12 protein-coding genes and 1 pseudogene are annotated in these 12,877 nt (G+C 36.5%); all 13 read right to left on the bottom strand.

What is annotated here, in order from left to right:
• Nucleotides 1-21: 21 nt before the first annotated feature.
• On the bottom strand, nt 22-345 hold the full coding sequence (locus AC0L66_RS02090) for a hypothetical protein (RefSeq protein ID WP_473569172.1): 324 nt from the start codon (nt 343-345) through the stop codon (nt 22-24).
• Nucleotides 346-412: 67 nt separating this feature from the next.
• On the bottom strand, nt 413-886 hold the full coding sequence (locus AC0L66_RS02085) for an NAD-dependent epimerase/dehydratase family protein (protein WP_473568237.1): 474 nt from the start codon (nt 884-886) through the stop codon (nt 413-415).
• On the bottom strand, nt 886-1,923 hold the full coding sequence (gene gmd, locus AC0L66_RS02080; protein WP_473568236.1) for a GDP-mannose 4,6-dehydratase: 1,038 nt from the start codon (nt 1,921-1,923) through the stop codon (nt 886-888). Before gmd ends, AC0L66_RS02085 begins: the two co-directional genes overlap by 1 nt.
• A gap of 112 nt (nt 1,924-2,035) precedes the next feature.
• The gene (locus AC0L66_RS02075; RefSeq protein WP_473568235.1) at nt 2,036-3,103 is read right to left on the bottom strand and encodes a glycosyltransferase family 4 protein; all 1,068 of its coding nucleotides are present in this window, start codon (nt 3,101-3,103) and stop codon (nt 2,036-2,038) included.
• A 17-nt stretch (nt 3,104-3,120) separates the two neighbouring features.
• Nucleotides 3,121-4,212, bottom strand: a complete 1,092-nt coding sequence (locus AC0L66_RS02070; RefSeq protein WP_473569171.1) for a glycosyltransferase family 4 protein — start codon at nt 4,210-4,212, stop codon at nt 3,121-3,123.
• A gap of 172 nt (nt 4,213-4,384) precedes the next feature.
• Nucleotides 4,385-5,350 (bottom strand): glycosyltransferase, encoded by a 966-nt coding sequence (locus AC0L66_RS02065; protein WP_473568233.1) that lies wholly within the window; start codon nt 5,348-5,350, stop codon nt 4,385-4,387.
• On the bottom strand, nt 5,351-5,608 hold the full coding sequence (gene wzy, locus AC0L66_RS02060) for an O-antigen polysaccharide polymerase Wzy (protein ID WP_473568232.1): 258 nt from the start codon (nt 5,606-5,608) through the stop codon (nt 5,351-5,353).
• Entirely contained in the window at nt 5,533-6,183 is a 651-nt protein-coding gene (locus tag AC0L66_RS02055) for a hypothetical protein (protein ID WP_473569295.1), read from the bottom strand. The genes wzy and AC0L66_RS02055 overlap by 76 nt, the downstream gene beginning before the upstream one ends.
• 41 nt (nt 6,184-6,224) lie before the next feature.
• Nucleotides 6,225-6,602 carry a hypothetical protein gene (locus AC0L66_RS02050; protein ID WP_473568230.1) on the bottom strand — a complete coding sequence of 126 codons (378 nt, stop codon included), beginning with the start codon at nt 6,600-6,602 and terminating at the stop codon, nt 6,225-6,227.
• Nucleotides 6,599-7,882 (bottom strand): oligosaccharide flippase family protein, encoded by a 1,284-nt coding sequence (locus AC0L66_RS02045; RefSeq protein ID WP_473568228.1) that lies wholly within the window; start codon nt 7,880-7,882, stop codon nt 6,599-6,601. The genes AC0L66_RS02050 and AC0L66_RS02045 overlap by 4 nt, the downstream gene beginning before the upstream one ends.
• On the bottom strand, nt 7,879-8,976 hold the full coding sequence (locus AC0L66_RS02040) for an NAD-dependent epimerase/dehydratase family protein (RefSeq protein ID WP_473568226.1): 1,098 nt from the start codon (nt 8,974-8,976) through the stop codon (nt 7,879-7,881). Before AC0L66_RS02040 ends, AC0L66_RS02045 begins: the two co-directional genes overlap by 4 nt.
• A 70-nt stretch (nt 8,977-9,046) precedes the next feature.
• A complete protein-coding gene (gene tviB / locus AC0L66_RS02035) occupies nt 9,047-10,327 on the bottom strand; it encodes a Vi polysaccharide biosynthesis UDP-N-acetylglucosamine C-6 dehydrogenase TviB (RefSeq protein WP_473568224.1) in 1,281 nt (426 codons plus the stop codon).
• A gap of 295 nt (nt 10,328-10,622) precedes the next feature.
• Nucleotides 10,623-12,794: pseudogene (locus AC0L66_RS02030) on the bottom strand (polysaccharide biosynthesis tyrosine autokinase).
• Nucleotides 12,795-12,877 lie beyond the last annotated feature (83 nt).

The following is a 12,877-nucleotide window of genomic DNA, read 5'->3' as shown; positions in this document are numbered from 1 at the left end:
ACTGCGAAAGAAAAAAATCAATCAAAAATTATGATACATCCAAGAAAGCGTCTCTCTGATAGACTTGTGATCATTATTATCAATAATTTTTTGTAATCGTTTATTATTACCACATAACTTTATAATTTCATTTTGCCTTACAAACTCAGGATTAACTTTCACTTCAATATGATAACCAGCCAACGTATTTAACTCACTCACAATATCTCGTAAAGAGGTCAATTTTCCAGAACAAAAATTGACCACAACGCTATCAGAATTTGAGCTAAGTAGCTTGACATACCACTTAGCGATATCTCTCACATCAGAGAAATCTCGATATACATCTATGTTTCCTAGCTCTATAAACTCTTTTTTCTCTTGAAAGTGCTTAACTATTTTAGGAACTAAGAAATGGTCTGCTTGGCCAACACTAGGTGTAATTAAAAGGCCGACAGATCGTAATGGGTAGTTTATTTACCCATTGCATTGCAGCCATCTCCATCGCAAATTTCGATATACCATAGTGATTTACAGGTAAGGGAGCCTGAGTTTCACTAATTTTTCCGACAACATTACCATATATATTTGCAGAGCTTGCTAATACTACCTTACGTAACTTCAGTTGCGATTCATCTAGTGCACGAAGCAAGTTCACTGTGCCAAGTAAGTTAGTCTCATATATTTCATTTAAGTTATCGTGACCAACATATGAGAGCGCAGCCAAATGAATGACATAGTCAGGCTTAACCCTTTCAATCATCTCAACGACACTATCAAGGTTACGCAAATCAACTTTACTATCTGCAGAATCAATAAATGAAAAACCATTCAGTTCAAGTTCTTTTAATACATAAGCCCCAGTAAAACTTGAACTGCCCGTGACTAAAACTTTTTTATTTACCATTAGAATGAAAAACCAGCTTCATTACGCGCTAAGTCTGCTTTTACCATCATTTCACATAATTGCTCTAAATTAGTTTGAGGCTTCCAATTTAACTCTTCAATCGCTTTACTAGGATCACCAATAAGAAGTTCAACCTCTGCTGGTCTATAAAACTTCGGATTTATCCTAACAACCACTTTATTCGTTAAGATATCTGTAGCAACTTCACGTTCATCTTTACCAGTCCACTCAAGATTAATACCTACAGCCTTGAATGACATTGTCACAAAATCCCTTACAGTTTCTGTTCTATTCGTTGCTAAAACATAAGTTTCAGGTTTTTCAGCTTGTAACATACGCCACATCCCTTCGACATAATCTTTAGCAAACCCCCAGTCTCGTTTGGCATCAATATTACCCAGCTCTAATACATCTAACTTACCTAGCTTTATTTTTGCTACCGAATCAGTAATTTTTCGGGTTACAAATTCTTTACCCCGAAGCGGTGATTCATGGTTAAAAAGTATACCACTAGTAGCAAAAATACCATATGACTCACGATAGTTAATAACCATCCAGTGTGCATATAACTTAGCAACACCATAAGGGCTTCGAGGGTAGAAAGGAGTTGATTCTTTTTGAGGAACTTCCTGAACTTTACCAAACATTTCAGATGTAGAAGCTTGATAAAATTTAATCGATGAATCTACAATTCTTATTGCTTCAAGTAGATTAACGACACCAATACCAGTTATTTCACCAGTAGTTACTGGTTGTTCGAATGATACACCAACAAAACTTTGTGCTGCCAAATTATATACTTCGTCAGGCTGACATTTTTCAATCAAACGAATACTGTTTGACAAATCAGTAAGGTCAAACTCCACAAGCTCGAAACGTTCATGTCCAAGTAAATTCATTTCTTCAAGTCGCCAGAAATTTACGCTACTTGTTCTTCTAAATGCACCATAGACTTTATAACCCTTACCCAGCAACAATTCAACTAAATATGCACCATCTTGGCCTGTCACACCTGTAACTACTGCTACTTTATTCATTTCCATTCCTATAATTATTTATTTAACCATTCTATTCTTTTAATATTAGCTAACTATTATGCATATAGTTAACTCTCCCGAACTCAACTGCGAAGTACGACACTTGCCAATATCAATCTTTTTTCTCTATGCTATGATTGATCAAACCATTCATATTAGTAAATATACGATCCCAAGAGTAAAAATCAACTATTTCTTTTATTCGACTAATAGATGGTACGATATTTTTTTTGAGTGCAGTCTGCAACTTATTCTTAATATCATCCGGATTATTCGGGTCAAAGTATATTGCTTTATTTAAAGTAACCTCTTTAAATACATCGATATCAGAACAAACCACATTACATCCAAATTGATATGCTTCAACTAAAGGCATACCAAACCCTTCGTAGAAAGAGGGAAAACAAAACACTTTAGCTCTACAATAGTTATCGCAGAGCTCTTTATCTGATATTTGCTCCAAAAACAGGACGCTATGTCCCTTATCCTGAAGTGACAAAGATAAATTAACAATCTCTTCTTTAAGGCCGTTATCTGAGCCTACAAAAACAATATTTAAGGCTTCATCAAAAAGCTCTATGGCTTCAATTAGGTTCCTATGATTCTTTCGCTCTTCAAAAGTAGAGACATAAAGTATGTCAATATCTCGCACCCCAACATTATCAATTTTTTTATCCTCAACTCCACAATAAGATACTATGATATCATTGCTTTCGATTGAACAATAATTCTGAATAGCTGAAGATGTGTATTCGCTTATCGTTATTACTTTATCAGCATTTGATAATTGCCGTTTTTGAAAAAATTCAGTCAACATCCCAAGACCTCCTCGACCAAAACCATCAAAGTTTCTTAAGTCATAAATGGTTTGGAAATGATAGTGCCTATGCAGAAACAAAGGCGTGGGCATAAAATCACTAATAAACACCCCTTTAGGTAAGCGAGCTAGCTTAAAAGAGAGGTCAAGCCATGAAATAATCCGCTGAGCTTTATTAGAATAGCATTTAATAAAAATGCAATGTTCTGAGGGGCACCAAACTGGCCGATTATCAATCGTCACAATACACTTAAAATTAGTATTATATTCACTTAATAGCCGTTTGCCAATTTCATCAAACCTCTTATTGGCCCCACTAGAAAAATCATTCAAGTAATAAAGCGAAGAATAATATATATTCATAACATTCCTATCAGAGATTAAAGTTTAATAGCTAGAACAGCTTCATTGATAACAATACTTTCATTGTAGTATTCAACTACATGGTCTCTAGCATTATTCGAAATTTGAGTACGTTCATCAATAGTAAGTTTAAGCATTGAGACCATTGACTGATGTAAATCGCTAGGATTTTTAACACAACAAATCAAACCATTATATTTGTGCGTGATCACATTTCTGCAACCAGGTACATCTGTTGTTATTGAGGGTATTCCCATCGCTCCTGCTTCTAGTAAGCTTCTGGGCATCCCTTCTCTATACGAAGGTAAGACAACACAGTCTGCATCAGCATAAACAGAAGGCATATTATTACTTGAACCTATCCATCTGATATTAGGATTAACTTCCCATCCATGAATGGTATCTTCAGAAATAGCCGAGACATTGTCAGAAGAAGCAAAACCACATAAAGTTAAAGTGCATGGATATAGCGTTTGGTCGATTAGATTAAAAGCACCGATGAGTTCCATCATACCTTTATCTCTTAACATACGCCCAACAAATAAAAAGTTAAATGTGTTGCTCTTTTCTTTACGTAAGCTAGGGTTAAATAATTCAATATTAACCCCTGAACCAGGTAACAACCGAAGTTTATCTTTAGAGACTAATTGGTGTGTTAACAAGGTTTTATAGTCATCAGGATTTTGGCAAAATACAGCCTTTGCATAAGGTTGGCTTACTTTGTATAAAAACTTAACTATTTTTGAGGTTAAGTTATCATGAATAAAGGCCGTACCTAGCCCAGAAATATTATTAATAGCTTTTACACCAATTAATTTCGCAGCCCAAGTGCCATAAATGTTGTTTTTAATCGTAAAATTAAAACAACAATCAGGCCGATACTTCAAAAAAACCATTACGAATTGAACTACAACTAAAAAATCCAGCGCTGGATTTGTAGATTTATTATTCATGCGCAAAGGCTCCCAAACACATCCAATATTTTTCAATTCTTCGGAGTAATCGTCCTCAGGAGAAAAACATACAACCTTATAGCCTAGATTGAGAACAGCTTGAATTGTTGAACGCCTAAAATTATATAAATACCAAGATGTATTTGCAGAAAATATAACAGTTTCATTTTAAACTTCATTCTTAGCATATAAGAACTCGAACATGCTCTTAAGTTGATTTTCAATTGCATATTTTTGGGCGTAATCGTTACCCCTTGAAGTAGCTTCAGATATTTCTCTTGGTCAGTATCTACATCATTAATAAATTCAACAACGGAGTCTAAATCATTTACACCTGAGTAAGAAAGCCATTACTTTTATCTAAAATATCGTTATTTGAACCAACATTTTTAAATGCAATAGGAATAGTTGAGCGACACATCATTTCTGGCAGTGCTTTTGATGTACCTTCAGTATAACTAGGTAAAACAAAGTACTTACAATTTGAAATTATCTGATCGAATTCAAGCCGATCACCTACATGCCCGTGTAATATTACATTTGATATCCCATCATTAACTAAAATATCTTTAACAACTTGAGCCTCGGGTCCATCGCCGAGAACGTGAAAAATATACTTTTTATTGATTTTTTCAGATTGTGCTAGTTTGATAAAAAAATCAAAGTTCTTAAGCTTTTCAAGTCGCCCAATAAAACAGATGCTGGTACGATCCCCTTTATCGGTTATGCTGTTAGGGACATCTTTTCTAGCATGTGTTGTTGAATAAAATGCAAAAGCCCTTTTTACAAAATTTATATTTTGGTTTAGTAAGGTATTCCCGGTAAATACACATGTTCCGGCTTTGATAATCTGCTTTTGAAATACTGGCAAAACTTGGCTTAAATACAATTTATCAGGATAATTAAACTTTAAGCTTTCTTGCCAATTTCCTGCTATATAAAAGCTAATGTTACTCTTTGGAATTAAACTTCTAACGATAAAGTATATTTGCATTGTATATATTGAAGGCAAACGAAACTGTACATGTACATCTTCATGTTTATCTATGATTGACTTGAATTTTTTACGAATATGAAAAAAATCATTAAATATAAACCGACTATTTTTTGAATAACTTGATAATGAAAGGTAGTCGACACCATTGACATTAAATTCTTGTAACGAATCACAAGCAGAAAGATAAGTGACCGATTTATTATGCTCAAGATAAAATGAAAGAATCTCATTTAGTGCGTTATTTCTTGTTCCTTGACCAAAAATCAATTCAGGCTCACTAATTACAATTAGATTCAATTAGACCCTCCTTAACAAATTACAAAATAAATAAATAAATAAGTACGGCAGGATTATTTGTTTAAATGCTGGGGACATAATCGTAGAAAAATCCCCTCTTATTGCATATATAAAAATAGGAAGCATAATCAGGTATACAGCCAAATAAAAATTGCTTTTATAAGACTTATTATATAAACTAATCACAAAAAAACCCGCAATAAAAAACCAAATAAAAACACCAAGAAAACCAAAATTAACATACCCTTCAGCAGCCAATGAAAAACCGTACCCCTCCCTTGCGCTACTATTTGTGGGTGGTATGTATTGTTATACCAACTAACACTATTTTCTACTGAGTATATTCTTCTAGGGACTACACTACGAACAATGTCATTTATTAAACTATAACCATACTTCAATTCAACGTTTTCACTTAAAATGTAATTTATATTATAACCTGCGCTTCTAAACTCTCCATTTAACAAAGAAATATACATAGGTTCTTTAGTCCCCACATCAAAATCAGCTCTAGTAAAATAGTTCTTGAACTGACCCAGTATAGGAATTAATGCCATCAATAAAACACAAGCACTAAACAAATGAACTTTATTTACGTTCAAACGCCTAAAAGCAAAGAATATAATAAGTAACATAAATGAGAAAAATACATTTCTTTCCCCTAATAACAAACTAGAAAGAAAAAGATATATAACAGGGAGTACGATAGTGAATGATATTAGCTTACTTTCATCTCTTTGTAATAAATACAAAATAAAAACAAAGTTAAATATTGAATATATTGAACCGAATTGGTTATCAAATTCAGCTTTATTTGTAGCACCTGAAGTCAAAAAACTTAAAGGTATCAATAATGTTAGAGCAAATACTACAATTAAAAAAACCTAACCACACCATGAGAAATATTGATAGTATCCTTAAACTCATCATTTGAATTTTTATTTCTCATAAAGATAGCTGAAGCAAGAAAATACCCCAGCAATGATAATAAATTAACAAATGCTAATTCTAATTTATTATCGACAACCCTATAGCCTATATAATCAAGTGCAAATATACTTAAATGATAGGCATTTATTGCTATAACATACCAAAAGTCTGGGTTCGTAATATCGAATTTACTTCTAAGTATAAACGTAAAACTAAGACCTATAGATATCACTAAAAAAACATAAGGTTCGCTACAAATCAGTGCATATAAAGTTAAGATTAAAACAATAGACATGAGCACTGAAAACTGAATTACTCTCATCTTAACCACCAAATCAACATTGACATTAAGACACTTGAAGCTAGAGAAATAATTGCACTTGTTGCTAGCATAGGGAATAATTTCACTATATTTCGCAATGAAGCAGCTCCATAAAGATATGTCGACAACAAAACAGCAAAGCTAATACCCACAAGTCCAAAATCTTTTAGTAAAAAACACAATAAACACATACTAACAAGGTATAATTTAAGGCCAACAGCTAGCTTACCTTCACATTTATTCGCAATTAATATCGGCTCGGTGATTTTATATATCATCCGAGGGAAAATTGAAAAGCTTAATACTAGTAATGGTGTAAGCACTGCTGACCATCCTTCACCTAACAGTATTACAATCAAATTATTGCCAAATGTGAGTATTACACAAGAAACCAAAGTTGACACAAAGAAAATTATAAACAAGCTGTATTTTATTACTTTTTCATAATTATCTGTAGTATTTGAAAACCTACCGATTATTACCCTATTAATAATTTGACCAGTAAAATTACAAGGTACAACCATTAGTTGATATGCTCGGGTATAAACCCCCAAACTAGAAACACCTAAATACTTATTTGTAAAAAAGTTATCAACTTGAGATGTCAAACCACTTAATAATTGGCCATAAGATATTACCCCTGCTCTTTTTAAAGTAACTATCAGTTCATGATAAGAGAAATTAAGATTGCACTTAAATTGAAGTTTGAGGTACATAGGTATAATAATCAATAAAGACATAAAGGCTTGAAATATATTTGCAAACACTAAGGCGTAGCTTCCAAAGCCAAGATATGAAAACACAACGCTTACAATAAAATAACCTAAAAAATATGAAATAAAATCAATCCTTGCGATCCAATCAAATCTATGGTGATAAATCAATAGGCCTTCAAAGGGGGTATAAATCGATCTTATAACTATTGAACATAATAAAGTCTCTAGTAAATGATGATTATTTACATTGAGAAAACTTGCAATTTCTTCACTAAAAATGTAAATAAAGGATGCTATAAAAGAGGAAATAGACAACCCGATAATTAGACTTTGTGGAAATTTCTTGTCTATTTCCTCCTTATTACAAGAGCCGATTAGTTGCCCCATGCCTAATTGACTTACAATTAACGCTAGAGATATCACAATCATAAGAGCCGCGAATTGCCCAAACTCATCGGGAGCTAGTAATCTAGATAGAATTAATATTGCAGAGGTTTGAAGAAAATATCTAGATATTACACCTATTGCACTCCACTTTAAGCTTCCGAGAAGCGACATGCTCATAAAAATTCCGTTTCTAGAAAATATGATAAAGCATAATCAGTGAATAGAGGCACTCCTGTCAGCTTAGTCATATTAATTAATGAATCAATATACCAAGGCATCGCCTTATCTATACCTTGTTGAATATTAAAGCCAGGCTCATAACCTAAGTTGTTTTTTGCTTTACTGATATCGGCTTGAGAATGACGTACATCCCCTGCCCTGAAATCGCGATAAGTGGGTTTGTTTTGGTTATCAACTCCATTCTTTGCAAGCGAATTTTGGATACTGCCATATAACGCATTAAGTGTTGTTCTATCACCTACAGCTACGTTATAAACTTGGGCTTTCGCTTCATCACTCGCAGTTGCAGCTAAAATGTTCATTTGCACTGTGTTTTCGATAAAACAAAAATCACGGCTTGTTTCACCATCACCATTGATAAATACCTCATCATCATTTATCAGGTCTGCAGTCCAACGAGGGATAACTGCAGCATAAGCACCGTTTGGATCTTGGCGCTTACCAAATACATTAAAGTAACGTAATCCAATCACTTTAAAACCATAAGTACGGTTAAATACATCTGCATATAATTCGTTAACATACTTAGTTACTGCATAAGGTGACAACGGGTTACCGATATTTTCTTCCACTTTAGGCAATGCAGGATGATCGCCATAAGTAGAGCTTGAAGCAGCGTAGGTAAAGCTTTTCACTCCCGCTTCTTTTGCAGCTTGCAACATGTTTAAAAACCCGGTGATATTAGCTGAATTTGTCACAACTGGATCTGCGATAGAGCGCGGTACTGAGCCTAGCGCGGCTTGATGTAAAACATAGTCCACGTTCGAAACTGCTTGTTCACAATCGTCATAGTTTCTAATATCTCCTTCAATAAAACTAAAGTTCTTCCATTGTTCAGAAGCGACTAAACCTTTCACTTCGTCAAGGTTATATTGATGGCCTGTTGCAAAGTTGTCTAATCCTATTACTTTTTGATTAAGCTTTAATAACGTTTCTAACAGGTTTGAGCCTATAAATCCTGCAACCCCTGTTACCAGCCACGTTTTAGGTGCACTGAGTAATTCTTTTTTTATTTCATCAAAACGAGACATATTTATACCAATAGCTAATTTAAAACTTATTAGCGTTATTAAAATAACGCTAATAATATCGACTTACCGCCTACAAACGCATATCCACTGCGCTTTTGTCTAACACATATTTTAAGTCATAAAGAACATGCTCAATTTTACCTAGCTTGCGGATCTCTTCAGCACCCAGCTCTTTAAATTCATTGTGACCGACCGCTAGAATAATGGCATCGTAGTAATTCTGATTCAGCTGTTGTGTTAACGTTAAGCCATATTCATGCTGCGCTTCTTCATTAGAGCACCAAGGATCTGTGATATCGACATTAATATTGTATTCTTTTAACTCGCAAACAATATCAACCACTTTAGTATTTCGCAGATCTGGGCAGTTCTCTTTAAAGGTTAAGCCCATTACTAATACGTTAGCTCCTTCAACGTGAATACGCTTCTTAAGCATTTTTTTAATTAGCTCAGACACGACATACTGTCCCATCCCATCATTTAAACGCCGACCTGCTAATATCATCTCAGGATGATAACCAACAGTTTGTGCTTTATGTGTCAGATAGTAAGGATCAACACCAATACAGTGACCGCCCACTAAACCAGGACGGAACGGTAAGAAGTTCCACTTAGTGCCTGCAGCCTCTAATACTTCTAAGGTATCGATATTTAGCTTATTGAAGATAATTGAAAGTTCATTAATCAATGCAATATTTACATCACGTTGAGTGTTCTCTATTACCTTCGCCGCTTCTGCTACTTTGATACTTGAAGCTTTATGAGTGCCTGCAGTGATGATAGTTTTGTAAAGTTGATCAACAAATTCCGCAATCTCATCATTCGAGCCACTTGTGACTTTTAAGATATTCGTCACTCGGTGTTCTTTGTCGCCTGGGTTAATACGCTCTGGTGAGTAACCAGCAAAGAAGTCTTTATTAAACGTTAAGCCTGACACTCGCTCTACCACAGGTAGGCACGTCTCTTCGGTAGCACCAGGGTATACAGTAGATTCATAAATGAGAACATCGCCTTTACTTACAATCGTACCCAAAGCTTCTGATGCTTTGATCAATGGGGTTAAATCAGGCTGCTTATGTTCATCAATTGGCGTCGGTACTGTAACAATGTAAACATTAGCTTCTCTGAGTTCATTAAGGTCTGCTGTATATGTAAGAAACTCCGCTTCTTTAAGTTCTTCTTCTGAGCATTCAAGCGTAAAATCTGAACCACTTTTAAGCTCATCAACGCGAGATTGGTTGATATCGAAACCTAATGTTGGCATTTTTTTACCAAACTCTACTGCAAGCGGTAAGCCAACATAACCCAAGCCAATTATCGCTACTTTGGTATTTTCAAACATGGATGTCATTTTTATTCCTAAAATAATTAATTCTTAATTCTTAATTCTTAATTCTTAATTCTTCGAGTCACTTACTCACAAAAATGTCTCAGTTTTATTACACAAACTGAGACACTTATTACCCATTTGAGACAGCCCATTGCGGGCAATCCCTTATAAAGCATAGATTTTTTCTATGTTTCTTAAAACCGTCTCAATAGGTACCCCAATTTAGTTCACTATCCGCCTTGGGAGATCCTCCCGTTCGCGAGGATGACGATGTAACACGAAGAGGAAGATAGTGCTAGCAACTAAATCCCTGCGATTATTTCTCATCACTCGTATACGCATAGTTATAATACCCATACCCATATCCACTAGATGCCTTCTTCTCTATCGCATTAAAAATCACGCCTTTCACTTCAATACCGGATTGCTCAAAGCGCCCTTGCGCCACTTCAATCTCTTTTAAGGTATTTTGGCCATAGCGTGCCACCATTAAGGTTGTGCCCGCTAAGGCGCCAACAATACTAGGGTCGGTGACCGCAAGCACCAAGCGGCGTATCAATAATAACTAAATCGTAGTTTGCTGAGCTCCACTCCACAAACTCTTGAAAGCGTGGGTGCATTAACAGCTCGGATGGGTTGGGTGGCACTTGCCCACGGGTAATCACGTGTAGGTTTTCAATATCTGTGGGTTTAATGACTTGCTCGGTGGTAAGCTTGCCACTTAACAGTTCAGATAGGCCGTCATCCCACTTTAAGTTAAATTGCTTTTGTAAGTAGCCTTTACGCATATCCGCATCCACCAGCAGTACTTTTTGGCCTGTTTTTGCAGCGACTGCAGCAAAGTTAGTGGAAATGAAAGATTTACCAATGCCCGGCGCAGGGCCAGATATCATTAGAATATTGTTTTTCGCTTCCATCATGGCAAAGTGCAAGCTGGTACGTAGGCCACGCAGTGCTTCAATGGATAGATCGGCAGGGTTACTTTCTGCTAGCAGCTTGTCTTTGCCTTTGTGGCGTTTGGCAAGGTGAGTCAGCTGCAACTGCATATCCGACTTAGGCACGCTGGCGTATACCGGAAGACCAATCGCTTCAATCTCGTCTGGCGATTCCACACCTTTATGGAACGCCGCTTTTACGAGTACAAACGCCACGCTTAGCATGCCGCCCAATAGCGTAGCCAATACCACAATTAGCGGTTTCTTTGGTTTTACTGCATGGGTGTGTGATTGCGCGGAATCGACAATGCGTACATTACCTACCGTGCCCGCCTTCATAATGCGCAGCTCTTGCACTTTATTAAGCAACTGCACATAAATTTGCTGGTTTACTTCTACGTCACGCGTCATACGTAATACAGCACGTTGCGTTTTTGGCAATTTTTGAATCTGTTTGTTTAGGCGCGCTCTTTCCCTAACAGGGTTTCACGCTTTTCTAGTAGCGAACGATACGCTGGGTGATCTTTGGTAAAGCGCTGGCTCACTTCACTTTCTTTAAACGTCAGCTCATTAAGCTGCGCTTCTAGCTCTACCATTACCTTTAGGGTGGATTGTGCTTCTAACCCTAAATCGACCGACTCATTGTCTTGACGGTATTGGTTTAATACGTCTTCCGCTGCCGTTAGGCTGGTTTTAATATCCGGCAAGTGGCCTTGTAAAAACTCTAAGCTTTTCTCAGCTTCTGCCGATTGGCGTGCAACATTTTGTAAGAAGTAGTTTTGACTAATATCATTAACAATACGCTCGATAACAAGCTTGTATTCCCCTTCAAGAGACAGCTGCAAAATACCGGTTTGTTTGCCACGCTCAGAAATGGAAAGTGCTTGCTGAAGCTCGGTAATCGCATCAATTTTTGGCTTTTTCCCTAAAGTATATTCTTGCCCTTGCTTACCTTCTAAGTAAGTGACAAACACGCGATAACCATTGCCTTCCGCTATTGCGCCTGCTTTACCCGTTAGTAATACGTTGTCTTGCGCGTCACGTAGCTCAAAGCCTTGATTGTCATCATCGGTTTGTACCAACAATAGTGTTTGATCATCTAGATAGTGCCAACGTTCCGACACCTCTAAACGACCCACATCAATGTACGCTTGCTGACCAGTTAACCTTGCTAGGCCCTTACCGATCACTGGCAAGTACTTAGGCTCAGCGACAGTAGTTAAGTTAAGCTTGTCTACCGTTTGGCCTAATACCATACGCGATTTAATCAGCTCAATTTCTGTGGTGGCAGAAGACTCCTGCGCAAACATGTCGCCTAAGCCTTCACTTAGCAAGGAAGACATGCCACCACTCTTTTGCTCGACCTGAATTAAAGCATCGGCTTTGTAGATAGGCGTGGATAGCAAGGCAAACGCGATACCGAAGCAGGTGAATACGAAGGTAGTGACGATGATGAGCCATTTGGCGTCTAGGAGGATGCCGAATAGTTTACCTAGATCGATTTCGTCGGAAGAGGAAGAAACGGAGTTTTGGGATGGTTTTGGGTTCTGCATTGGGGAATAGGTTCCGGAGTTTAAGCGGTTAAAGGGTAAATGGTCCTGTGGTCCTGTGGTCCTGTGGTCCTGTGGTCCTGTGG

Source organism: Vibrio sp. GJ43-1 (assembly GCF_055808835.1).
Note: the sequence above shows the minus strand (reverse complement) of the source record. Positions and strands in the feature narration are given on the sequence as shown.

What these genes read in the sequence shown, in the direction of transcription:
- AC0L66_RS02050 (WP_473568230.1), bottom strand. Translation starts at nt 6,602, where the DNA reads ATGAGAGTAATTCAGTTTTCAGTGCTCATGTCTATTGTTTTAATCTTA.
- gmd (WP_473568236.1), bottom strand. Translation starts at nt 1,923, where the DNA reads ATGAATAAAGTAGCAGTAGTTACAGGTGTGACAGGCCAAGATGGTGCA.
- AC0L66_RS02075 (WP_473568235.1), bottom strand. Translation starts at nt 3,103, where the DNA reads ATGAATATATATTATTCTTCGCTTTATTACTTGAATGATTTTTCTAGT.
- AC0L66_RS02085 (WP_473568237.1), bottom strand. Translation starts at nt 886, where the DNA reads ATGGTAAATAAAAAAGTTTTAGTCACGGGCAGTTCAAGTTTTACTGGG.
- AC0L66_RS02040 (WP_473568226.1), bottom strand. Translation starts at nt 8,976, where the DNA reads ATGTCTCGTTTTGATGAAATAAAAAAAGAATTACTCAGTGCACCTAAA.
- AC0L66_RS02045 (WP_473568228.1), bottom strand. Translation starts at nt 7,882, where the DNA reads ATGAGCATGTCGCTTCTCGGAAGCTTAAAGTGGAGTGCAATAGGTGTA.
- tviB (WP_473568224.1), bottom strand. Translation starts at nt 10,327, where the DNA reads ATGACATCCATGTTTGAAAATACCAAAGTAGCGATAATTGGCTTGGGT.